The following is a 22,497-nucleotide window of genomic DNA, read 5'->3' as shown; positions in this document are numbered from 1 at the left end:
AGAGGAAGCAATCGATGAGCGATCAGACTCCCGAAAACCCGCAGGACGGCGCCGGCGCCAACGAGGAAATCGTTGAGGGCGCGGTGATCGACGACGCCGTAGCGGTCCCGGCCGGCAACGACAAGATCGACCAGATCGACCTGCAGACCGAAATGCAGCGGTCCTACCTTGACTACGCCATGGCGGTCATCGTGGGCCGCGCGCTGCCGGACGTGCGCGACGGCCTGAAGCCCGTGCACCGCCGCGTGATCTACGCGATGTACGACGGCGGCTACCGCCCGGAGCGCTCCTACAACAAGTGCGCCCGCGTGGTCGGCGAGGTCATGGGCCAGTACCACCCGCACGGCGACACCGCGATCTACGACGCCCTGGTGCGCCTGATCCAGGACTGGACCATGCGCTACCCGCTGGCGCTGGGCCAGGGCAACTTCGGCTCCCCCGGCAACGACGGCGCTGCCGCCCCGCGTTACACGGAAACCAAGATGTCGCAGCTGGCCATGGAAATGGTCCGCGACATCAACGAGGACACCGTCGACTTCCAGGACAACTACGACGGCAAGAACCAGGAACCGACGATCCTGCCGGCGCGTTTCCCGAACCTCCTGGTCAATGGCTCCTCCGGCATCGCCGTCGGCATGGCCACCAACATCCCGCCGCACAACCTGCGCGAGGTCGCCTCCGGCGTGCAGTGGTACCTGGAGAACCCGGATGCCGGCCGCGAGGAACTGCTCGAGGAACTGATGCTGCGCATCAAGGGCCCGGACTTCCCCACCGGCGCCATGATCCTGGGCACCAAGGGCATCGCCGACGCCTACCGCACCGGCCGCGGCTCCATCACCATGCGCGCCGTGGTCTCCGTCGAGGAACTCCAGGGCCGCACCTGCCTGGTGGTCACCGAGCTGCCCTACCAGGCCAACCCGGACAACCTCGCGGTGAAGATCGCCGAGCTGGTCAAGGACGGAAAGATCACCGGCATCGCCGACCTGCGCGACGAGACCTCCGGCCGCACCGGCCAGCGCCTGGTGATAGTGCTCAAGCGCGACGCCGTGGCCAAGGTCGTGCTGAACAACCTGTACAAGCACACGCAGCTGCAGGACAACTTCTCCGCGAACATGCTCGCGATCGTCGACGGCGTGCCGCGCACGCTCTCGCTCGATGCGTTCATCCGCCACTGGGTGACCCACCAGATGGAAGTCATCATCCGCCGCACGCAGTTCCGCCTGCGCAGGGCGGAGGAGGAGGCACACATCCTGCGCGGCCTGCTCAAGGCCCTGGATGCGCTCGACGAGGTCATCGCGCTGATCCGCCGCTCCCCCACCACCGACGCGGCACGCGACGGGCTGATGGAACTGCTGGATATCGATGCCGACCAGGCCCGAGCCATCCTCGACATGCAGCTGCGCCGCCTGGCCGCCCTGGAACGCCAGAAGCTCCAGGACCGCCACGCCGAGCTCGAGGGCATGATCGCCGAATTCAAGACGATCATCGCCGACCCGCAGCGCCAGCGCACCATCATCTCCGAGGAACTCGCCGAGATCGTCGAGAAGCACGGCGACGACCGCCGCACCAAGGTGCTCATGGGCTACGACGGGGACATGAGCGTCGAGGACCTGATCCCCGAGGAGGAAATGGTCGTCACCATCACCCGCGGCGGCTACGTCAAGCGCACCCGCTCGGACAACTACCGTTCGCAGCACCGCGGCGGCAAGGGCATCAAGGGCGCCCAGCTGCGCGGGGACGACGTCGTCGAGCACTTCTTCGTCACCACCACGCACAACTGGCTGCTGTTCTTCACCAACCACGGCCGCGTGTACCGCACCAAGTGCTACGAGCTCGCCGAGGCCGGCCGCGACGCCAAGGGCCAGCACGTGGCAAACGTGATGGCCTTCCAGCCGGACGAGCACATCGCCCAGGTGCTTGACCTGCGCGACTACGAGCAGGCGCCGTACCTGGTGCTGGCCACCCGCAACGGCCTGGTGAAGAAGACCCGTCTGGCGGACTACGACACCAACCGCTCGGCCGGCGTCATCGCCATCAACCTGCGCGAGGGCGACGAGCTCGTCTCCGCACAGCTGATCTCCGAGACCGACGACCTCATGCTGGTTTCCCGCAAGGGCCAATCGGTGCGCTTCACCGCCACCGACGACGCGCTGCGCCCGATGGGCCGCGCCACGTCCGGCGTCACCGGCATGAAGTTCCGCGACGAGGACGAATTGCTGGCGGCCGACGTCGTCACCGAGGATTCCTACGTGTTTGTCGTCACAGAGGGCGGCTACGCCAAGCGCACCTCGGTCGAGGAATACCGGGTGCAGTCGCGCGGCGGCATCGGCATCAAGGTGGCCAAGCTGGCCGAGGAGCGCGGAGATCTGGTCGGCGCGCTGATCGTGCACGACGAGGACGAAGTCCTCGTCGTCATGGAGGGCGGCAAGGTTGTCCGTTCAGACGTGAACCAGGTTCCGGCCAAGGGCCGCGACACCATGGGAGTCATCTTCGCCAAGCCGGAAAAGAAGGACCGCATCATCGCGGTGGCGAAGAACACCGAACGCGGACTCGGAGAGAACACCGAGGAAGATGCAGTACCGTTGAACGCGGAAAAGACACACGAAACGGCCTCCGAGGCTCCAGCGGGCGACGAAAACCCGGCGGAAACTCAGGAAAACCTTGAGCAAAACGACGAGGCCACCAACGACGGAGGTAACGCGTGAGCACCCCGAATACCCCCCGCCCGGCGGGCGGCACTGGTGGCGCCCGTCCCGCAGCGCCGCGACAGACCCCAGTAGGCGCACCCCGTCCGGCAGGCGGAGCACCGCGCCCCGGAACGGCACAGCGCCCTGCCGGCGCCCCGCGCCCGGCCGGCTCCGCGCCGCGCCCCGCGGGCCAGCGCCCGGCGGGTGCGTCCGGTGCCCGCCCGCAGCCACAGCAGCTGGTTCGCCCCGCGCCGAAGGCCAAGGTCCGCAAGGCCCGTCTGCTGATCTCCAAGGTCGACCCGTGGTCGGTCCTGAAGATGGCGTTCCTCCTCTCCGTGGCACTCGGCATCGTTACCGTCGTCGCATCGGTCGTCTTCTGGTCCATCCTGGATCTGACCGGTATCTTCAACAGCATCAACGGCTTGCTGCGTGAGATCATCGGGACCGAATCGGACTTCGACCTCACGAAGATCGCGTCGCTGGGCCAGGTTGCATCCTTCGCAACGATCATCGCCGTAGTGAATGTGGTGCTACTCACAGTGCTTTCGATGCTGGCAGCAGTGCTTTACAACCTCTCATCGACCCTTGTCGGTGGAATTGGCGTGACGTTGACGGACGATTAATCGCCGGAATCACGCGATTTTCGGCCCCTGGGGCGGCTTGTGCAAGTCCGCCCCGGGGGCCGATTTGTTTCTTTGGCCGTTTCTCATGTAAAGTTTTATCTCGTTCCCGGCGGGAACAAAGAGGGCGTATAGCTCAGGCGGTTAGAGCGCTTCGCTGATAACGAAGAGGTCCCAGGTTCAAGTCCTGGTACGCCCACGGATTCCCTCATCCGAACGGTAGGTGAAAGGAAGTATCCCATGCGGAAACTTCTGGTGCTGGTGGCAATTGCCGCAGGCATAGTAGGCTATCGCAAGTTGAAGGAAGCCTCGGCCCACAAGGCCGGCTGGAGTCATGGTACCGATAAGGTAGTATGAATTCATAAGGGGACTTAGCTCAGTTGGTAGAGCGGTAGCTTTGCAAGCTTCAGGTCAGGGGTTCGACCCCCCTAGTCTCCACCGAAACAAAAGGCCCGGAACGAATGTTCCGGGCCTTTTGCATGTCCCAGGCCAAATCGCCCGGACCCGCGTTCAGGGGGGGCACACCGGATCCAAGGAGCGGAATCGTGAACATACTTCTTGCAATCATCGGTGTCCTCGGGGTGTCCGCTTCGGGGCCGATCATTGCCGCCTTCCCGGCCGTACCGGCGCTCTCCATGGCCCTGTGGCGCAATGCCATTGGCACCGCCGTCATGGCGGTTCCCGCCGTGGTGTCCGATCCCCGGTCCTTCGGGCGCCTGCGGCGCAGGGAATGGGGCTGGAGCGCGGTTGCCGCGCTCTCCCTGGCCCTGCACTTCGTGTGCTTCATGATCTCCATCCGCCTGACCACCGTTGCTGCAGCAACGGCACTGGTCTGCTTGCAGGCCGCCTGGATCGCCCTGTTCCAGTTCCTGAGAGGCACGAAGTACGGCTGGCGGGTAGGCCTTGGTATTTTGCTTGCCTTCGCCGGGGTGTTGGTCATGACAGGATTCGACATCGGTTCGGGCAGCACCGCGTTGATCGGCGATCTACTGGCCCTTGCCGGAGGCATGCTTGCCGCGGCCTACACCTTGGCCGGGGCGAAGGCCCGTGCCACGATGACGACGAGCACGTACACGACGCTTTGCTACGGCATGACCTCGATTGTTCTTCTGGCCATCTGTCTGGCGTTCGGAGTCCCGGTATGGGGGTTTGATGCCCGTGGGTGGCTTGGGATCCTTGCGTTGGCCTTGGTGTCGCAGGTGTTGGGGCATTCGGCATTCAACCATCTGGTTTCCAGCCTTGGCCCCCTGACCGTATCCACACTCATCTTGCTGGAAATCCCGGGTGCTGCGTTGCTGGCGGCCGTTTTCCTTGGACAGAACCTGCCGGCCGGAACAGCGCTTGGCTTGGGCATCATCCTCGCGGGCCTGGTGCTCGTTGTGCGCGGCCAAGGCAGGGGGCTGCCCAAGAGCCCTGGCATAAAACCCCAGAGTGTCTCCAAGGGGCACTGAACGACTCGCTGAAGCCGTCTGTCGCCCGTTCTGCAGGGCGGGGTGCCAACGAGGGGTCCGGTTTGGCTGTCCCGCGGTGGACCCGACGAACGAAGAAGGACGGCGTGTTTGGCGGATTTCAATGAATCCCGACAAACACGCCGCCCTCCTTCAGGTTTTCCCTTGAGGCCTACTTCTTGGGCCGCGGGGAGGGCTTGGGGATCTCGGACTTGATGCCGGAAACCACTTCGTCGAACTTGTCCTCAACCGAGGAAAGGGCTTCATCGGCCTTGTGCTTTGCCTTGGTGGCGGCCTCGCTCAGTTCCTCCTTGACCGAGTCGAGGGCTTCCTTTGCTTCGTCCTTTGCCTCCTTGAAAGCCGATTCGGCCTTCTCCTTGGCTTCTGCAGCGGACTTTGCAACGCTCTCGCGGACTTCGCTGACTGTGGCCGACGATTCCTTTGCAGAGTTCGCCCGAACGGTAGTCGGCTCCACCGGAGCAGGGGTCTTCCACGGGTCGTCGATGGGCTTGGAAGCCCGCCATGCGGCAACTGCAGCGGTTCCGGCCGCGGCGATGATTGCAAAGATCAGCAGGCCCTTTTTCTTCTTGGCTGGTTTTTTCTTCTTGGCTGGTTTCTGCACGTTTTCTAGCTCCTTGGCTGTCGTCTCTACGGCAGCGGTTGCTGCCTGCTGCACTCGTTCGATCGTTTCCGGCTCAGGGGTCAGCGACTCCGCAAAGCTGTTCAGGGCAGCGGGAATCTGCGCCTCTTCAATCTTGCGGGCGGTGAACTGGGCAGCCTGGCTGATCTTCTCGTTTGCCACGGGAATGTACTCGTTCATGACCGTTTCGCGGGCGTGAGCCAAGGCCGGGGCAGCCTTGTCCATGGCTTCGGTCAGGGCAGGGGTTGCCCTGTCCACAGCCTTCTGCACCCGAGGCGTCGCCTCATCGATTGCCGCACTGATCTTGGGCCCCACTCGTTCAAGGGATTCCTGCAACAGCGGGGTTACTTTTGCGACGGTATCCGAAAGCTCCTGAGCGGCCCAGCTGAGGCCCTCCTGGATCTTTGGGGAAGCTGTCTCTATGCCCTTTTCGATGCGTGGAACGGCCCACTTGACGGCGGTGTCTATCTTGGGTGCCGCCCAGTCCAGTGCCTGTTCCGCGCCTGTTGCAACGCTTTCACCAAAGTCTCGAGCAATACGTTCCGACTTCATAGTGAACCCCTTTGATCGTTTCGGTAGCTTCGTCCTAGCCTACGACGTGCGAAGGCATCCAGCCATTACCACCCGGGCATACATCGGTGGCAGTCACCCGTGTTCACTGAACGCGTAGCCATTCGTTTACGGCCTTGCGGGGCTCGTGGAAGAATAAATTGCATGACTGCAATCCCTACGCACACCGCGACCATCCACACCAACTTGGGCGACATCGTCGTCAACCTCTTCGGCAACCACGCCCCGAAGACTGTCAAGAACTTCATCGGGCTCTCCACCGGCGAGCAGACCTGGAGCGACCCGCAGAGCGGCGAGGAAAAGGTCAACACCCCGCTGTACAACGGCACGATCTTCCACCGCATCATTGCCGACTTCATGATCCAGGGTGGCGACCCGCTGGGCCAGGGCATCGGCGGCCCGGGCTACCGCTTCGATGACGAGATCAACCCAGACCTCGACTTCCGCGAGCCGTACAAGCTGGCCATGGCCAACGCCGGAATCCAGATGGGCAAGGGCACCAACGGTTCCCAGTTCTTCATCACCTCGGTCCCGACCACCTGGCTGCAGGGCAAGCACACCATCTTCGGTGATGTCACCGATGCCGGCTCGCGCAAGGTCGTCGATGCGCTCAACGCCACCGCCACCGATGGCCGTGACAAGCCGCTGGAGGACGTTGTCATTTCCAGCATCGACATCGTCGAGCTCTAGGAATTCAATGATGGCGTAGAGATTTCTGCGTCAGGAATCCCGGCGGCTCCGCATACCAACATTGCTTCGGCGGTTGGCATGCGGAGCCGTTTTCGTTTCATCTCCCATGGATCGGAAATGGCGCTGCGGGGTGCTCCCGGCAGCGCAGGAACCCCGGGCCTCATGGGGCAAGATGGTCATAGATTCTTCCAAGTCTGATGAGCTAAACCAAGCAGGAGCGTTATTCCATGTCGTACGGACTTTCCAACCAAGACCCGGCCTTTTCGCCGCCGGTATGCCCACGGCATACCGATCGCATCTCCTACGTCACGTGCCAGCGATGTGGACGTCCTGTTTGTCCTGAATGCCAGGTGACCGCCGCAGTAGGGACGCAGTGCATTGATTGCGTGAGAGAAGCGAACCGCAACATTCCGACAACCCGGACCGTGTTCGGCGGCAAGGCCACCGACGGCCGCCCTCTGGTGACCTACGTCCTGATCGGCATCAACGTCGTGGTGTTCGGCCTGCAACTACTGATCTCGGGCTTGACCTCTGAACTCATGTACGCCGGTATCTTCACGAGCCCCTACGGGCCATCCGAGCCATGGCGCATGCTGACTTCGGCATTCGCCCACTCCCCCAATTTCATCGGCCACATTGCGTTCAACATGTATGCCTTGTACATCTGCGGGCGCGTGCTCGAGCCGATGTTGGGGCGCTTGAGGTTCCTTGCGCTCTACCTGATATCCGCTTTGGGCGGATCGGTCGCTGTCTTGTTGATTGCCGATCCGTTGTCTTCCGTCGTCGGGGCCTCGGGTGCAGTCTTTGGCCTATTCGCAGCCATGTTCGTGCTGCTGAGGTCACGCGGGGTACCGGTGGTTCAGATTGCGGTTCTGGTTGCGATAAACCTGGCGATCGGGTTCGTTATACCGGGGATCGCGTGGGAAGCGCACATAGGCGGACTGGTTCTTGGCGCGGCGTGTGCAGGGATCTTTGCCTATGCACCCAAGGGACCACGTCGTTCAACGATGCAATGGGCTGGGCTGGCACTGGTGGTGCTGCTTCTGGTTGCCCTGACGTTCTGGGGGGCGGCCAACGTTCGACTTCCGCTTAGATAGCCGAGCAGGTTCAAAGATCTATCCACAGCCGTTATCCACACTGTTAATAACTCACACCCGTGTAATTCGCTCGTCCGGCAAGGGCATTTGGAGCCGCGAAAACGCCGATTTGAAGGATTTACTGAGAACCTACTCCTAATATGCACAGTTCAATCCACAGCTGTGGATAACTTAGTGCACAACCTGTGTATCTATCCATGATCCGAATGCACGGGCCTTGGAGGTGAAGTTTTCGAAAGTATGATCTAGTCCGCGAGAATTAGCGGAACATGGCCATTTTCGAGCTCGGGAAAAGCCGTTTTCCACACACCTTGTCCACAGTGTTAATAACTTGCCACCAATGCTCGGATTGGAGGCAGATGTGCGCGGTCTCGGTGAAAATCACGGCTCTTGCGACGCAACCCACAGCCTTTTCCCCAGCTGTGGATAACTTGTGTGCACAGTGTGCCCTGCTATGCGGCGGCCACGAAGGTTGTTCTTTGGGCAATAGCGAATCTATTCCTTTGACTGGAGCCAAAGGTGCGGTAGTTTGAATCGACTCAAGGGGTATGCCCGTGGTCGGTGATTGAGGAAAGGGTGTTGGCGTTGAACCTGCTCTATGGCCGGATACGAAGCGAAAATGTCCAAGCATGGTCTGAGCTAACCAACCACCTGGCCGTTGTTGATCGCACCGATGAGCTTTACGAGCCAGAAGACCTGCTCGAAGAACTCAACGAGCCGGGAATGGAACCTGAGCGCGATACTGTGGCCGTATGGGACGGCAGCCGGCTTGTGGGATTCTGCCAATTGAGAGTCGGGCAGCAACTTCGTGAAGGCCTTTCCCGGGCATCGATCACCGGTGGTGTCCATATCGACTACCGTGGTCGAGGCGTCGGAACGAAAATGATGGACATCATGGAGTCCCGTGCCATGGAAAAGTCGGAACAGTTGCATCCGGGTGCCCCTGTGGCAGCAGACATGTGGGGGAATGCGCCGGGGCATAGCGCCGGCGTCTTGGCCGAGTCCCGGGGATATGCCCCGGCCCGGTATTTTCAGGACATGTCGGTCACGGTGGAACGCTTCCAAGAATCAGTCACAGATCTTGGCAAAAGTGGATCCCTCTCCGTGTTTCCCTACTCGGATGAGTGGGCGGAAGAGATCCGCCGGCTCGACAACGAGGCGTTCGCGGACCACTGGGGATCCACCCCAAAGTCCGCGGAAGAATGGGATGCGATGACATCTGCCCGGACCTTCCGGGCAGAACGGTCCAGGATCCTGGCAGAGGACCAGCCAGGGGGCTGCGGGCCAACGGCGTTGGCCTACGTTCTTAGCTCTGAATGGGTTCCAAACGAGTTGTATATAGCACGCGTCGGGACGGCGCGCCATGCGCGCGGGAACGGGTATGCCGGTGCCATGATGTCTGAGGTCATTGCCGCGGCGCTGGCCGATGGCTTTGTCGAAGTTGGATTGAGCGTCGATGCACAAAGCCCCACCGGGGCAGTTGGTTTGTACGAGAGGTTGGGGTTCACCATCACGCGCACAGGGACCATGTACAGGAAGACCATCCTGCAGGGTTCCGAAGCATCCCGTCCGGGCGTGGGACTATGCGATGAGCGGGAGAAGTAAAGTCAGTGCCAGGATGAACATGATGATGGCAATGATCCCGTCCAGGACGCGCCAGGACAAGGGGCTGGCAAAGAACCCTCTTAGGTAACGGGCTCCGAACCCAAGCGCGCTGAACCACAAGATACTTCCAAGAGCCGCTCCCGCGCCGAACAACCATTGACCCGAAGGGCCTTGGGCTGCGGCGATGGATCCCAGCAACACCACGGTGTCGAGATAGACATGGGGATTCAGCCACGTGAGTGCAAGTGTTGTAAGAACGACGGAGCGCAGGGTGCTGCCGGACTCGTCATTGACCGGGGTCAGTGCTTGTGGATTGAGTGCCCGCCGGGCAGCGAAAAATGCATAGGCACCCAGGAATCCGGCTCCCCCAAGCCTTGCAGCGGTGATGAACCACGGAGCTACGCCGAGGAGGGCCCCGAGCCCGGCAATGCCGGCAAAGATAAGCGCGATATCGGAGAGCATGCAGATAAGCACTGTGGCGCCCACATGTTCACGCCGAATGCCTTGTCGCAGGACGAAGGCATTTTGTGAACCAATGGCCACAATCAGGGAGAGTCCTGTGGCAAGACCGGTCAGCAGAGGAAATATAGTCACCCATCGAATTTATGGGAGCCTCTAGCGGATGTCGAACTAATTATTCTTATCCTTGATTAGAATCTCTAAGCATGGACTTCTCGACGGAACAACTGCACACCTTCAAAGCGGTTCTTGAGGCCGGCACGCTGGAACGCGCGGCGCGTGAACTCAACATCACTGCATCGGCCGTGAGTCAGCGTCTGAAAGGCCTGGAAAAGCAGGTCGGAAGTGTCCTGTTCATTCGGTCGAGGCCCATCCAGTCCACGCCCAGCGGCGACGTGCTGCTGCGTTTGGCGCGTGAAACCGAGCTTCTGTCTACCGAGGCACGTCGGCAATTGAGGATGTCCCAGGATGAATCCTTGTCCTTGCCGCCTTCCAAGGTCAGTATTGCCGTGAACTCGGATTCCCTGGCCAGCTGGTTCACCCCGGTGCTTCATGGGCTGGCGCGGCAGGACCTTGTGGCCTGTGAGATCCTGCGGCACGACGAAGCACATTCCACTGAGCTTTTGCGCTCTGGGCAGGTGATGGGAGCCGTGACGACAAATAGCAGCCCGGTGCAGGGGTGTATGTCCGTCCCGCTTGGGACAATGTCATACCGGGCCATGGCGTCTGCGGACTTTGTCGGGCGATGGCTCCCGGGGGTCGATCCTGTTGGCGAACTGGCAGCCGCGCCCATGGTCAGTTTCGACAGGAGTGACGGTCTTCAGCTTTCAATGCGCAGGAGGCTGGCGGGAAATGAACTTCATGGTGCCCCGGTGGTGCACTTCGTTCCGGATTCGCGGCAATACGTTGCCGCGGTGGCCGCTTCGCTGGGATGGGGCATGATCCCGGAGATCCAGGATCCCAAGGACGGGTCGCTACTTCCGATATGTCCCGAGTGGGAAAGCCGGGTGCAGTTGTACTGGCAACGTTGGAAGATTCCGTCCCGCGCGCTAGACATGCTGACGGACCTGGTCGTCGAGGCTGCGGCGTACGCCGGGTTGGGTGGGCCCAAGAACCGATGAACAAAGCTACTAATTAGTAACAAGTGGGCTTAGGGTGGATCCATGGAAGACATCCGCCGGAATCCCAAGGCATCGATTCTCGATGGCCTTCGACGATCCATCCCCAAAATTGCCGGCCATCCGCAGGTCGTCAAACACGGCATGTCCCTCTGGCCGCCATTCTGGGGTGCCGGCATCAAGGTACAGGAAATATCAGCAGACTGGCGGACCGTAACCGTGAAGATGCGCCAGCGGCCGTGGAACATGAACTACGTTGGCACACACTTCGGCGGTTCGCTCTTTTCGATGACGGATCCGTTTTGGATGATGATGGTGCTTCACAATGTGGGATCCGGGCATATCGTTTGGGACAAGGCTGCTGAAATACGGTTTCGAAAACCTGGTCACGGCACGCTGACTTGTCGCTTCGAGCTGGACGAGGGGCGTCTTGGCGAACTGCGGAGCGAGGTTGCAAATTGCGGCAAAGCGACAGCATGGTTTGACGTCGAGATCCTTGACGAAGTCGGAGACGCGGTGGCAACGGTGCGCAAGGAAGTGTACGTACGCAAGAAAAACCCGGCCTTGGAATCGCACTAGGCGTCCAGGTGGCCGGGTCGTGGCGGTTGCTACTTGCTTCCGCCCGGGGGTCCGATGATCAACAGGATCGTGGTGATCCCTGCGACCAAGACGACGCCAACGGCGGCAGCAATCCAGGGGCGGCGCAATGCGGTGGCTTGGATCTTCTCGACAAAACCCTGTGGCACATCGCCTCCTGGGGCCAAGCGCCAGATGTCGCTGAGCAACCCGCGACGCAAGACCGAACGTTCGAACGGCAAGGTAGCGAACGGGATGATGGCGGTCGCCAATCCCAAGACTCCCCGGGAGACGCTCCATCTTTCGTTGGCCCAAACAAAGAGAGTCACCAAGCCGTAACCGATGAAGACGACGCCATGCATCATGCCGAAAACGCTGACGAACTCCGGCCGGCCGGCGCCATACTTCATGATCATCGCAAAGATCAAAAGTGCCCAGGTCACCATCTCGGCGGCCGCAAGGAATCCATAGAGACGCTTTGGCGAAAGCTTTGACGGTGCTGGCTGGACGACGGAGGATGAATCTACCGAGGGCTCGGGGCGAACCATGTAGCTGCTGCCTTTCAAGAAGTTTTTCGGGGCCGTATTGACCAGCGAACTGCAATTGCAGTACTGGATTGGGAGGTAGCCGAATCCGGACAGGTGTGCCTGAACCATGTACTGGGCCGGATCTGACGGTCTCCTCGGGACCTTTCAATACCAAATGAACCGACAGTCGAACGATTCACTTGGCATGAAATACGGAATTTTTTCCCTTGAAGAAGCCGACGACGCGGCGCCTGGATCCAGCGACTTTCCCGTCGCGTACGGCAGTGGGCAGGGCACCCACCTAGGACGCTCTCCTCGCAGAGGGCCCGAGGGCCCGAGGGTCCGCCCCTGGCCCACGGGGTGGGTGGCTACCGCCATCCAGTCGTCATGAAGAACCCAACCATGGCAATGCCAAACCCGATCACGATGTTCCATCCGCCGATCGTGGGGATCGGGAATAGCGTCAGGGAAATGTAGTAGACCATAATCCACACCAACCCCAGGATCATCAGGCCGAACATCACCGGCTTGTACCACTTGGGCAGTGGCTTGTCATAGGTGCGAGCCCCGCCGGTGCCCTGCGGCTTGCGGTTCTTCCGACGGGTCTTGGATTCTGGCACTGCATCTCCTTGAGTCTTCAGTATTCGGACGGCTCCAATGGATGGTTGTCCGAACGGTAGGCTAGAGAGGCGGTATGGAAAGCAATTCCCGTGCCACCCACTGCTAATACTATCTGCTCAAGCTGGAGGTTTCCGGGTTCTCGGTCGCCCCGCGAAAGCACGAGGGAGCCCCCATGACAGGATCCGAGACTCGGCTGCGGACCAAAGCATCCGTCGGTCAGCGTCTGCTTGGCGTGTTCGGGGAAATTCTCATTACCCTCGGCATCATCGCCCTCCTCTTTGTTGCTTGGGAATTGTGGTGGACGAACATCGACGCGAACCGCGCCCAGAACCAGGCAACCTCACAGTTTGCCCAGGAACTCGCGGTCGGGGACACCGGAGGCGACGACTTCGGAACCGCACCCGTTGCCAAGATCCCCGACGGGGAAACCTTCGGCATCTTCTATATCCCCCGTTTCGGCAAAGACTACGCCCACCCGGTGACCAACGGGGTCGGTCCCGAGGTTCTGAACTCCGTGGGCATCGGCCACTACCCGGACACCCAGGCGCCCGGAGAGCTCGGGAACTTTGCGGTTGCGGGCCACCGGCAGACGCACGGGCAGGTGTTCTGGGATATCGACAAGTTTGAAACCGGCGACAAGATCTACCTGCAGACGCGTGAGGGCTTCTACACCTATGAGTGGCGGAACACCGAGATCGTCCATCCGTCCCAGGGCGAGGTGCTGCTTCCCGTACCGCACGAACCGGACCAGGACCCAACGGCCTCTATCCTCACGATGACCAGCTGCCATCCGCCGTTCACGACTCGGATGCGAATCATCGCGTACGCGGAACTCACCTCATGGCGGCCTTCCGAGGCGGGTCCCCCGAAGGAAATCGCCGATGTTGTCCACCAGACGATGAAGAACTAACAAAGGGAGCACCAGAGAATGTATGCGTGGATATTCACACATCTCCCGGGTCCGCTGTGGTTTCGGGTCATCCAGGCAACGGCTCTGCTCGTCGCAGTCGTACTATTGCTGATGAACTATGTTTTCCCGTGGCTGAGCCAATACAGCCCGTGGACCGAATCGACGATTGGCTTGATGCTGCTGTGAGCGCACCCAAGATCCTTGTGATCGACAACTATGACAGCTTCGTGTACACCTTGGTGGGCTACCTTCAGGAGCTGGGCGCAGAAACCACCGTAGTTCGCAACGACGACCTTTCCCTGGCGGAAGTCATCGAACTGGCCGAGGCCCGCGACGGCGTGCTGGTTTCCCCCGGACCCGGCAACCCGGCCGAGGCCGGCGTCTGCATCGAGATGATCAAGTGGTGCGGCACTGCGCTCAAGCCAATGCTCGGCGTCTGCCTGGGACACCAGTCCCTGGCAGAGGCCTATGGCGGAGTTGTCACGCACGCCGAGGAACTGATGCACGGCAAGACTTCACCCGTGTTCCACACGGAACACCCGATCTTCGCCGGGATCCCGAGCCCGTTCACCGCTACCAGGTACCACTCGCTGGCAGCCGTGCGCTCGAGCATCCCCGAATGCCTGGAGATCACGGCGGAGACCGAGCACGGGGTCGTCATGGGCCTGGCTCACCGCACAGCACCGCTCTGGGGGGTGCAGTTCCACCCGGAATCCGTCCTGACCGAAGGCGGCTACCTGATGCTCGGTAACTGGCTGGAATCCCTCGGCCATGCTGGAGCAGCGGCGCACGCGGCAACGCTCAGCCCGCTGATCCGGGAGACCGGACACTAGCAGCACCCGGCTCCCCAGCATCGCAGTAGAACCCGCCCGGATTGGCAATCCGGGCGGGTTCTACTTAATCGGGGCGGCATGGTCAGGTGTACCGCCGCCAGGGGTGTTATTCGTCCGAAAAGCCGTTCCCGCGGCTCCAACTGTCCTGGATTTCTTCGTCGTTGAAACTCCTGTTGGAGGATTCGTCGAAGAACCCTGGATCTGCATCGGCTCCGGTCGGGTCCTCCAGGAATTCCGGGTCATCGGTCGCCGGATCGGAGGAATCGTCGGTGGGGGTTGTGGTTTCCTCCGCCGGTTCCTTGGCAATAGTGACTGTCACTGTGCCACCCTGTGGCGAAGTCAACCCACTATTCGGATCCTGCCCCGTGATGGTCCCCGGCTCGGCCACCGGGTGTTCCTCCACGACAACCTTCAAGCTCAGCCCAAGCTTGGGGTCGGAGAGCAGATCCCTGGCCTCGTCTTCCGTGAGGTTGAGCAGCTGGGGAACAACGACAAGGCCCGTGGACAGGATCAAGTCGATCTTGCTTCCCGACTTCACCTGGCTGCCCAGTGACGGCTCGGTTTGCACCACGGAACCAGCGGGAATCGTCGGATGGTTCTGCCTTGTCACGGAGCCGACGGTGAACCCCAGGTCCTTCAAGGTCTCCCGCGCTGTCACCTCGGTCGATCCTTCAAGTGAGTCCGGGATCTTCAGGCTTTCTGGACCCTTGGAGACCAAGAGCGTCACAGCGCTTCCCTTGACGAGCTGCTGCTGGGCACCGGGGTTGCTGGAGACGACGGAGCCGGATTTCACGATGTCGTCAAAGACCGGTTCCGGAACCGCCTTCAGCTCCAACCGGGTAAGTGCGGATTCTGCTTCCGCTTGGGTCATGTTGACGAGGGAAGGTACCGTCACCAGCGCGTTCCGCGCCGCCTCGGCTTGCATCCAGTTGTAGAAGAACAAGCCTCCGACGGCAAGGGCCAGGACCATGAAGATCGAGAGCACCACTGTCCACGCCTTCTTGGACTTGGCCCGGTAGTCGTCGACCGGCTCCGAACGTCCCTGTTCCCACACCGGTTCCTCGGCCCACTGCTGTTCGGCTGCCACCGGTTGGAGGTATCCCGTGTGGAAGGTCTGATCGGGTTCCTCCGCAATCGCGGCAAAGGCGCTCACGGTCGCGGGAACGCTCCCCTGCGGCAGGACGGCCGTCAGCTCGTCCGCCGGCAGCGGCTTCCCGTTGCGGGCATCGCGCAACGCAACTGCGAAGGCGTGCGCGTCCGTGTAGCGGTCCTCGCGGTCCTTTGCCAGCGCCTTGAGCACCACATCGTCGTAGATGGGGGGCAGCGTGCTCCGAAGCGTGCTGGGCGCGGGGGCATGCTCCCCCACGTGCTGGTAGGCAACAGACACCGGAGAATCCCCCGTAAACGGGGGGCGGCCGGTCAGCAGTTCGTACAGGAGGCAACCGGTGGAATAGAGGTCTGTTCGGGCATCGACCATTTCCCCCCGCGCTTGCTCCGGGGACAGGTACTGGGCGGTGCCCACCACGGTTTGCGTCTGAGTCATGGTGCTCGAGGAATCTGCCATCGCCCGGGCAATGCCGAAGTCCATGACCTTGAGTGCGCCCTGGCTGGTCACCATGATGTTTGCGGGCTTGATGTCGCGGTGAACGATCCCCATGGCGTGCGAGTGCTCCAACGCCTCAAGGACGCCCAGGACATACTCGACCGCAAGTTCGACGGTAATCTCGCCGGATTTGTGCAGGTCGCGCAACGTGCGGCCAGAGACGTATTCCATGACGATGAAGGGCAGGTCGACGGCGGAGCCATTGATTTCGCGGTTCTCTTCGCCCGTGTCGTACACGGAGACGATATTCGGGTGGTTCAGGCCGGCAACGGCCTTTGCTTCACGCCGGAATCGAGCCTGGACCATCGGTTCACGTGACATTTCGGGTCGCAAGAGCTTGATGGCGACCTTCCTGCCCAGAACCTTGTCGGTTCCCAAGTGGACATCTGCCATTCCGCCGCGGCCGATCAGTTCCCCTACGATGTAGCGACCGTTCAGGATGCGTTCTGCGGTCACCGGTTATTCACCACAATCATCTAGTCTGTCACCGGATCCGGTGGGTTCTTGTCCTTGCCGGGGGTCCCGGCACCGGCTCCCTTGGCCTTGGGCGACTCGGACGCGGCGGAACCGGTGGTCGGGGCCTCGTCGGTGGGCTCCCCCGTGGATTCCTCCGTTGGATCAGTCGTCGCAGATTCCTCCGTTGACTGGGTTGCTTCCGTTTCGCTCGGTTCCGGTTCCACCGTCTGGGCAGGGCCCAAGGACCACCGGTAGGAAACCTGCGTTCCCGGTTCGACCTTGACGCCAGCGGCCGGGAACTGCTCGATGACGGTGCCGAACGGACGTCGGTCGTTCACCGGGTCCAGCGACTTAGGCACCAGACCGAGATCCTTGAGCTTTGTTTCGGCTTCATCGACAGTCAGCCCGGAGAGCCTCGGTGTACCGACCTTCTGGGCCGTCGCCGACTCGGTCGCCGATTCCGTCGGCGAGCTGGAAGGTGATTCGGTCGTGGGTTCGGTCGTCGGTTCGCTGCTCTCTGTCGCTTCAGTTGTGGTTGCGCTCGTTGTCGCGGAAGTTTCGACCGGCTTGTTCCCCCCGGTGAGCATCGGTAGCAGCAAGGCGCCGATCACGGCAAAGGCGATCAAAACGATCAGCGCAATCAGGGGCGTGGTCCAAGGGCTGCGTCGCTTCTTGACCGGAGTAACGCTGTCGGCCTGCTCGTAGGCAGGCTCCCCCTCCGGCTCCCAGGGCTGGGTGGCGCCAAGAAGTGAATCAAAGTTCTCGGGTGCATCCTGGGCCGAACTTGGCGTGTGAACCTGCGGCATCGCGTTGGTGGCCGGGGCGGCAGCGGAAACCGCACCGTCCACCGGCTCGAGGGCAACCGTCTCGTTACCCTGCGTAATCGGAGCCTGGCCCAGGGCCTGGGTCGCCAGGTCCGAACCGGAGAAGAGCAGCATCCCGGGTACGGCCATGGTGGCCGTCTCCGGGTTTCCTGCGCGAATCGCGTCTGCCGCAACCGCCAATGCCTCGGCGTCGGCCGGCCGGTCCGCAGGGTCCTTGGCGAGCATTGACATGATCAATGAGCGAACCGGCACCGGAATGGACTCGGGCAGCGGCGGAGGGGTGTCATTGACCTGTGCCAGCGCAATGGCAATCTGCGACTCGCCAGTGAACGGACGACGGCCGGCCAACAGCTCGTAGCCGATGACGCCGAGCGCGTAGATGTCGGAGCTGCCGGTAGCCTGCTGGCCGGTGGCCTGTTCGGGTGCCAGGTACTGGGCAGTGCCCATGACCTGTCCGGTTGCGGTCAAGGGAACCTGGTCGGCAATGCGCGCGATGCCGAAGTCGGTGATCTTTACGCGGCCGTCTGGCAGCATCAGGATGTTTCCCGGTTTCACGTCGCGGTGGACAAGACCCTGGACATGGGCAGCCGCAAGGGCCTTCGCCGTCTGGGAAATGATCGAGAGGGTACGGTCAGAAGACAGCACGCGTTCACGTTCGATGATTGTGGAAAGTGGTTGGCCGGGAACGAGTTCCATGACCAGGTAGGCAGATCCCTCTTCTTCCCCGTAGTCGAAGACGCTGGCGATGCCGTTGTGGTTGAGCAGCGCAGTGTGCCGGGCCTCAACACGGAACCTCTGGAGGAAGCCCGGATCGCCGGTGTATTCCTCCTTGAGGATCTTGATAGCCACCAGGCGGCCGAGGACCTGGTCCCGGGCCCTCCATACCTCACCCATGCCGCCAATGGCAATACGGTCGGTCAGCTTGTATCGACCGCCCAGGGTGATACCGGAAATTGGCCTCACTGGTTGAACACCGCCTCTAGGATCTTCTTCAGGTTGGGACTGGTCAACGAGGAACCAGTCTTGTAATCAATTTTCTCAAACAGAATTGTCACAGCCACTTCAGGATCGTTCGCCGGAGCAAAGCCGGTGATCCAGGAATTCACCAAATCGGATCCCCCGATTTGCGCGGTTCCGGTCTTGGCCGCAATATCCAGGCCAGGAACCTGAGCCCTCATGGCGGTCCCGCTCTTGACCGGCTCACGCATCAGGTCGGTGACCTGGTCTGCAACGTCCTTGCTGGTGGCGGTGGAGAATTCCTTGGGTTTGGTCTCCGAGAGTACCTTCAAGTCCGGGGCGATCACCTGCTTGATCAGGTTCGGCTGCATGATCTTGCCGTCGTTGGCGATGCCCATGGCAACCATGTTCATCTGCATTGCGGTTGCCTTGACGTCCCGCTGGCCGATCACGGATTGGGCCAGGGCCGCCGGATCGAGGTCCGGTGGGAAGACGCTGGGGACAACCCGCAACGGTATCTTCAACTCCTGGCCGAAGCCGAAGTTCGTGGTGACCTTTTCAAACGCCTCGGCACCAAGTTCCTTGCTGATTTCCACGAATGGGGTGTTGCAACTTTGGGCCACGATGAAGGACAAAGTTGCCTCCGACTTAGCTGAACAGATTCCAGCGTAGAAGTTTCCCAGCGTGGCCGAGCTACCGGGCAGTGTCACCCGCGCAGGGTTCTTCATCACGGTGTCCGCGTCGTACTTTCCGGACTCAATCGCCGCAACCAGATCCAGGACCTTGAACGTTGAACCCGGAGCCGCCAGGTTTCCCAATGCGGGATTCACGTACGGGCTCAGCCCGGGAACCTTCAGCAGCTTCTTCATGTTTGCAGCGGCTTCTTTTGAGCTTTGAACCGCCAGGAGGTTGGTGTCGTAGCTCGGTTTGGAAGCCATGGCCAAGATGTTTCCGGTCTTGGGTTCCGAAACGATGATGGTTCCCCGGGTTCCGTCCGGGATCAAGCTGTACACGTACTCCTGCAGCTTGCCGTCGATGGTCAGCTCGACGGATGCCCCCTCGTTTGCCTGCCCTGAGAAGAGGTTGATCATCCTGTCGAAGAACTGGTCCTGGCTTTGCCCGGTGAGTTCGTCGTTCATCACGGACTCGAGTTGGGTGGAACCGTTGGTCAGCGAGTAGAACCCCGTCAGGAATGCGTAGAGCTCGGGGTCCGTGTAGACACGCTGGTATTTGAACTGGCCCTCGGACGGCTTCGACTCGGCGATCGGCTTTCCGTCGACAAGTATGGCTCCGCGTGGCAAATCGAATTCACGGAAAAGCTGGCGCTTATTCAGGGCGTTGTTGTTCAGGTCCTCTGCGGCGAAGAACTGCACATAGCTCAGGGCGCCTAGGCAAAGGACGAAGAGCATCGCCACAGCGATCCAGGTGTTTCGGATTGCTTGATTCATCGCTTCGCCTCCTTGGTAGTTTTCTGTCGCCGGGGTGCCTCCGTGGCCACCTCGGCGGTTGCGGAAAGCCCGGCTTGCATGGGGCGGCGTGAGTTGTGGGAAATCAACAGCAAGAGAGCGACGATGATCCAGTTGGCTAGCAGGGACGAGCCGCCGGCCGCCATGAACGGCGTCGTGAGGCCGGTCAGCGGAATAAGCCGGGTCACGCCACCGATGACCACGAAGCACTGGAGGCCCAAAGTGAAGGACAAACCGGTGGCAAGCAGTTTGCCGAAGGCATCGCGGGAACCCAGGGCTGCGCGCATGCCACGGCTGATCAGGATCAGGTACATCAACACGATGGCCGACAGTCCGATGAGACCGAGCTCTTCGCCCAACGCGGCAACGATCATGTCGCTGTTGGCCAGCGGAACCATGTACGGGCTGCCGTTGCCCAGACCTGTTCCAAGCAGTCCACCGTCACCCATGCCGAAGAGGCCCTCGACGATCTGCCTGCTTCCACCTACGGCGTAGTAGATCTCGGGATCGAAGGCATTCAGCCAGCCGTCGATCCGTCGTGTCACGTGGCCCATCGTCAGGTACGCGAAGATACCGCCAGCGGCAAGCATGAGCATGCCGATCACGATCCAGCTCACGCGGGCCGTTGCAACGTAGATCATGACCATGAACAGGCCAAAGAGGAGGATCGAGGATCCGAGGTCGCGCTGGATTACCAGCACACCTATGCTCAGGAGCCAGGCCACCACCATGGGACCTAGATCGCGCAGGCGAGGCAACTGCAGCGGACCGATCTTTTTGCCCGCCAACAGGATCAGCTCGCGGTTCGATGAAAGATACCCGGCAAAGAATATGGCCAGGGTGATCTTTGCGAGCTCACCCGGCTGGAATGTCAGGCTGTTGCCTATTCTTACCCAGATCCGGGCCCCGTTGATCGGAACGTTTCCCGGCAGCATTGGCAGTAGCAGCAAGATAATGGATGCGGCCAAGGCCGTGTAGGTAAATCGCCTTAAGACGCGGTGGTCGCGGATCGCCCACAGGACGACCATGGCAACCACCATGGCAACGCCGGTCCACAAGATCTGGCGGAAGGCCTGGTTGTCATTCCGGGCAAGGTCGATTCTGTGGATCATGGCGAGCCCGATGCCGTTGAGAGCAACGGTAACAGGAAGAATGATCGGATCGGCATACTTTGCCCAGATGCGCAGAACCACGTGGAAAACGAGTGCAAGGCCAGCCAGGAAGAGTCCCTGGGTGATGAACTCCTCGCTCAGTCCGTCATCGCTGTTGATGCCCACCAGGTAGTAGGCGGCCATGGCAACGGTTAGGGCAAGAAGCAGGAGCAATAGTTCCAAGTTGCGGCGTGGAACCGGTGCAGTCTCTAGCTCGCTCACGGTCTGGTCTCCTGACAGTAAGGGGGCAGCGGAGTCGTCACCGCGGGTGATCCGGGGTTCTCGGGTACTACCACGGGGCAGTTCTGCCTCACCGTCACTGTCAGCTCATTGACGATCATCTGTGCGTGGGCGAGGTCCCGGGCAGGTAGTGAGGATTCGATGCGCTGGCGGGTGTACTCGGGCAGTGCATCCAGGGGGATTTCCGTCACCGCATCCACATGGGAAAGCTTGAGGGGGCCGAGATCCTGGGACACGCCCTTGAAGATCGCGACATTTCCGTCGTGGTTTCCCACGAAATACTGAGTCTGGGTCCATAGATAGCCCCAGAGGCACACTGCAGCAAGGATCAGGCCCATGAGGGCCAGGAACGCGGGAACCAACCAGCGCTTTTGACGGCGCTCGCCTGGCTCGGAATCTTCGGGGATTTCAGCGGGGCCCCCGGGCGCCTTGTGGGTGAGGATTGCCGCAGCACGCTTTTCGCCCGAGCGCTGGGTCACAACAGGGATTTTCCCTGTTTCGGTGGCCAGTTGGGCGGCTCCCACCAGCAGGTGGGGGCGCTTTGACATTTCATGGCGGATCAGGGCAGCACCGGCTTCGAGACCGCCCTCTGCGGCAATGGTGAGCTGTCCTGTATCCGGCGCCGGTTCGGTGTTCGAGACAGCGGTTTCCTCGGGCGGCGGGCCGGTGTCCGGATCGGCTTCGACCACTTCAAAGACCACAATCGTGACGTTGTCAGGTGAACCATGGGCCAGCGTGGTTTCCACCAGGTCGTTTGCGGTCTCCTCAAGGGAGGCCGTTCCGCGCATGATCCGCTCGGTGATGGAGTCCGGAACAACGGCGTTGAGTCCGTCGGAACACAGCATCCACCGTTCGCCGGCTTCCACCGGATACTGATCGATATCAAGTTCCGGGCTGGCATCGGAATCGCCGAGAACACGCAGCAAGACATTCTTGTGCGGGTGCATCTCGGCTTCCTCCGGCCGCAAACGACCCTCGTCGACAAGCCTCTGGACGAACGTGTGGTCGCGGCTAACCTGTTCAAAGACACCGTTCTTGAGCCTGTAGGCGCGTGAGTCTCCAATGTGTGCGAACTGGAGGACGTCCCCGGTCAGCAGCATGGCTGTGACGGTGGTTCCCATGCCCGAAAGCTTCGGGTTGGCATTCACCAGCTCGTTGAGCACCAGGTTTGCGGCCTGGATCTCGTCGGGCAGCACTGTTTCGGCATCCGGCGTGTCAGGGACATCAAGATGCACGAGATCCAGCACCGTCGATGCGCTGGCAACGTCGCCACCGACGTGGCCGCCCATGCCATCGGCAACGACGGCTAGGTATCGGCCGACATAGGCGGAGTCGTCATTCTTGGAGCGGACCTTGCCAACATCCGACCGCGCCGCAAATTTCAGCATCAACGCCATGG

20 protein-coding genes and 2 tRNA genes are annotated in these 22,497 nt (G+C 61.2%); 13 read left to right on the top strand and 9 right to left on the bottom strand.

Features of this window, described 5'->3' with window-relative positions; translation table 11 throughout:
* Positions 1 to 14 precede the first annotated feature (14 nt).
* The 6 genes from gyrA to ACSYDW_RS15085 all read left to right on the top strand — a co-directional run bounded on the left by gyrA (position 15) and on the right by ACSYDW_RS15085 (position 4,758).
* Positions 15 to 2,705: a DNA gyrase subunit A gene (gene gyrA / locus ACSYDW_RS15110; protein WP_438339557.1), complete on the top strand. Its 2,691-nt coding sequence runs from the start codon at positions 15 to 17 to the stop codon at positions 2,703 to 2,705.
* Positions 2,702 to 3,310 (top strand): DUF3566 domain-containing protein, encoded by a 609-nt coding sequence (locus ACSYDW_RS15105; RefSeq protein ID WP_438339556.1) that lies wholly within the window; start codon positions 2,702 to 2,704, stop codon positions 3,308 to 3,310. Before gyrA ends, ACSYDW_RS15105 begins: the two co-directional genes overlap by 4 nt.
* Before the next feature lie 122 nt (positions 3,311 to 3,432).
* A tRNA-Ile gene (locus ACSYDW_RS15100) sits at positions 3,433 to 3,506 on the top strand.
* A gap of 41 nt (positions 3,507 to 3,547) precedes the next feature.
* The gene (locus tag ACSYDW_RS15095) at positions 3,548 to 3,664 is read left to right on the top strand and encodes a DLW-39 family protein (RefSeq protein ID WP_438339555.1); all 117 of its coding nucleotides are present in this window, start codon (positions 3,548 to 3,550) and stop codon (positions 3,662 to 3,664) included.
* A gap of 8 nt (positions 3,665 to 3,672) precedes the next feature.
* Positions 3,673 to 3,745, top strand: a tRNA-Ala gene (locus ACSYDW_RS15090).
* 107 nt (positions 3,746 to 3,852) lie between these two features.
* Positions 3,853 to 4,758, top strand: a complete 906-nt coding sequence (locus ACSYDW_RS15085; protein WP_438339554.1) for a DMT family transporter — start codon at positions 3,853 to 3,855, stop codon at positions 4,756 to 4,758.
* Between the two features lie 169 nt (positions 4,759 to 4,927).
* Here the strand turns inward: ACSYDW_RS15085 and ACSYDW_RS15080 are convergent, their stop codons facing one another.
* Positions 4,928 to 5,947: a hypothetical protein gene (locus ACSYDW_RS15080; RefSeq protein ID WP_438339553.1), complete on the bottom strand. Its 1,020-nt coding sequence runs from the start codon at positions 5,945 to 5,947 to the stop codon at positions 4,928 to 4,930.
* A 162-nt stretch (positions 5,948 to 6,109) separates the two neighbouring features.
* Between ACSYDW_RS15080 and ACSYDW_RS15075 the strand changes: the two genes are divergently transcribed.
* The 3 genes from ACSYDW_RS15075 to ACSYDW_RS15065 all read left to right on the top strand — a co-directional run bounded on the left by ACSYDW_RS15075 (position 6,110) and on the right by ACSYDW_RS15065 (position 9,357).
* Positions 6,110 to 6,655 (top strand): peptidylprolyl isomerase, encoded by a 546-nt coding sequence (locus tag ACSYDW_RS15075; RefSeq protein ID WP_438339552.1) that lies wholly within the window; start codon positions 6,110 to 6,112, stop codon positions 6,653 to 6,655.
* Between the two features lie 386 nt (positions 6,656 to 7,041).
* Positions 7,042 to 7,752 carry a rhomboid family intramembrane serine protease gene (locus tag ACSYDW_RS15070; protein WP_438339551.1) on the top strand — a complete coding sequence of 237 codons (711 nt, stop codon included), beginning with the start codon at positions 7,042 to 7,044 and terminating at the stop codon, positions 7,750 to 7,752.
* 585 nt (positions 7,753 to 8,337) lie between these two features.
* Complete coding sequence (locus ACSYDW_RS15065) at positions 8,338 to 9,357, top strand: GNAT family N-acetyltransferase (RefSeq protein ID WP_438339550.1); 1,020 nt, start codon at positions 8,338 to 8,340, stop codon at positions 9,355 to 9,357.
* Here the strand turns inward: ACSYDW_RS15065 and ACSYDW_RS15060 are convergent.
* A complete protein-coding gene (locus ACSYDW_RS15060; RefSeq protein WP_438339655.1) occupies positions 9,334 to 9,945 on the bottom strand; it encodes a LysE/ArgO family amino acid transporter in 612 nt (203 codons plus the stop codon). The genes ACSYDW_RS15065 and ACSYDW_RS15060 overlap by 24 nt on opposite strands.
* Positions 9,946 to 10,022: 77 nt before the next feature.
* On the opposite strand from ACSYDW_RS15060, the gene ACSYDW_RS15055 reads away from it, so the two are divergent.
* Together ACSYDW_RS15055 and ACSYDW_RS15050 are read left to right on the top strand one after the other, a co-directional pair.
* Positions 10,023 to 10,937 carry an ArgP/LysG family DNA-binding transcriptional regulator gene (locus ACSYDW_RS15055; protein WP_438339549.1) on the top strand — a complete coding sequence of 305 codons (915 nt, stop codon included), beginning with the start codon at positions 10,023 to 10,025 and terminating at the stop codon, positions 10,935 to 10,937.
* Positions 10,938 to 10,979: 42 nt separating this feature from the next.
* The gene (locus ACSYDW_RS15050) at positions 10,980 to 11,513 is read left to right on the top strand and encodes a DUF4442 domain-containing protein (protein ID WP_438339548.1); all 534 of its coding nucleotides are present in this window, start codon (positions 10,980 to 10,982) and stop codon (positions 11,511 to 11,513) included.
* A gap of 29 nt (positions 11,514 to 11,542) precedes the next feature.
* On the opposite strand, the gene ACSYDW_RS15045 is transcribed toward ACSYDW_RS15050, so the two are convergent.
* Both ACSYDW_RS15045 and ACSYDW_RS15040 read right to left on the bottom strand, forming a co-directional pair.
* A complete protein-coding gene (locus ACSYDW_RS15045; RefSeq protein ID WP_438339547.1) occupies positions 11,543 to 12,166 on the bottom strand; it encodes a DUF3817 domain-containing protein in 624 nt (207 codons plus the stop codon).
* 239 nt (positions 12,167 to 12,405) lie between these two features.
* Entirely contained in the window at positions 12,406 to 12,657 is a 252-nt protein-coding gene (locus tag ACSYDW_RS15040; RefSeq protein WP_438339546.1) for a cell division protein CrgA, read from the bottom strand.
* A gap of 173 nt (positions 12,658 to 12,830) precedes the next feature.
* On the opposite strand from ACSYDW_RS15040, the gene ACSYDW_RS15035 reads away from it, so the two are divergent.
* On the top strand, positions 12,831 to 13,568 hold the full coding sequence (locus tag ACSYDW_RS15035) for a class E sortase (RefSeq protein WP_438339545.1): 738 nt from the start codon (positions 12,831 to 12,833) through the stop codon (positions 13,566 to 13,568).
* Between the two features lie 182 nt (positions 13,569 to 13,750).
* Entirely contained in the window at positions 13,751 to 14,401 is a 651-nt protein-coding gene (locus ACSYDW_RS15030; RefSeq protein ID WP_438339544.1) for an anthranilate synthase component II, read from the top strand.
* A gap of 106 nt (positions 14,402 to 14,507) precedes the next feature.
* On the opposite strand, the gene pknB is transcribed toward ACSYDW_RS15030, so the two are convergent.
* The 5 genes from pknB to ACSYDW_RS15005 are packed head-to-tail and all read right to left on the bottom strand — an operon-like array spanning position 14,508 to position 22,495.
* Entirely contained in the window at positions 14,508 to 16,460 is a 1,953-nt protein-coding gene (gene pknB, locus ACSYDW_RS15025) for a Stk1 family PASTA domain-containing Ser/Thr kinase (protein WP_438339543.1), read from the bottom strand.
* A 20-nt stretch (positions 16,461 to 16,480) separates the two neighbouring features.
* Positions 16,481 to 18,247 carry a protein kinase domain-containing protein gene (locus tag ACSYDW_RS15020; protein WP_438339542.1) on the bottom strand — a complete coding sequence of 589 codons (1,767 nt, stop codon included), beginning with the start codon at positions 18,245 to 18,247 and terminating at the stop codon, positions 16,481 to 16,483.
* Positions 18,244 to 19,689, bottom strand: a complete 1,446-nt coding sequence (locus ACSYDW_RS15015; RefSeq protein ID WP_438339541.1) for a penicillin-binding transpeptidase domain-containing protein — start codon at positions 19,687 to 19,689, stop codon at positions 18,244 to 18,246. Before ACSYDW_RS15015 ends, ACSYDW_RS15020 begins: the two co-directional genes overlap by 4 nt.
* A complete protein-coding gene (locus ACSYDW_RS15010; protein WP_438339540.1) occupies positions 19,686 to 21,080 on the bottom strand; it encodes an FtsW/RodA/SpoVE family cell cycle protein in 1,395 nt (464 codons plus the stop codon). Before ACSYDW_RS15010 ends, ACSYDW_RS15015 begins: the two co-directional genes overlap by 4 nt.
* Complete coding sequence (locus ACSYDW_RS15005) at positions 21,077 to 22,495, bottom strand: PP2C family protein-serine/threonine phosphatase (RefSeq protein ID WP_438339539.1); 1,419 nt, start codon at positions 22,493 to 22,495, stop codon at positions 21,077 to 21,079. The genes ACSYDW_RS15010 and ACSYDW_RS15005 overlap by 4 nt, the downstream gene beginning before the upstream one ends.
* Positions 22,496 to 22,497 lie beyond the last annotated feature (2 nt).

Origin of the sequence: Paeniglutamicibacter selenitireducens (assembly GCF_051550675.1) — a bacterium.
Lineage (GTDB): Bacteria > Actinomycetota > Actinomycetes > Actinomycetales > Micrococcaceae > Paeniglutamicibacter.
Note: the sequence above shows the minus strand (reverse complement) of the source record. Positions and strands in the feature narration are given on the sequence as shown.

Coding starts and splice junctions, on each gene's coding strand:
- ACSYDW_RS15005 (WP_438339539.1), bottom strand. CDS start 22,495: ATGGCGTTGATGCTGAAATTTGCGGCGCGGTCGGATGTTGGCAAGGTC.
- ACSYDW_RS15050 (WP_438339548.1), top strand. CDS start 10,980: ATGGAAGACATCCGCCGGAATCCCAAGGCATCGATTCTCGATGGCCTT.
- ACSYDW_RS15080 (WP_438339553.1), bottom strand. CDS start 5,947: ATGAAGTCGGAACGTATTGCTCGAGACTTTGGTGAAAGCGTTGCAACA.
- ACSYDW_RS15095 (WP_438339555.1), top strand. CDS start 3,548: ATGCGGAAACTTCTGGTGCTGGTGGCAATTGCCGCAGGCATAGTAGGC.
- ACSYDW_RS15055 (WP_438339549.1), top strand. CDS start 10,023: ATGGACTTCTCGACGGAACAACTGCACACCTTCAAAGCGGTTCTTGAG.
- ACSYDW_RS15035 (WP_438339545.1), top strand. CDS start 12,831: ATGACAGGATCCGAGACTCGGCTGCGGACCAAAGCATCCGTCGGTCAG.
- gyrA (WP_438339557.1), top strand. CDS start 15: ATGAGCGATCAGACTCCCGAAAACCCGCAGGACGGCGCCGGCGCCAAC.
- ACSYDW_RS15075 (WP_438339552.1), top strand. CDS start 6,110: ATGACTGCAATCCCTACGCACACCGCGACCATCCACACCAACTTGGGC.
- ACSYDW_RS15015 (WP_438339541.1), bottom strand. CDS start 19,689: ATGAATCAAGCAATCCGAAACACCTGGATCGCTGTGGCGATGCTCTTC.
- ACSYDW_RS15045 (WP_438339547.1), bottom strand. CDS start 12,166: ATGGTTCAGGCACACCTGTCCGGATTCGGCTACCTCCCAATCCAGTAC.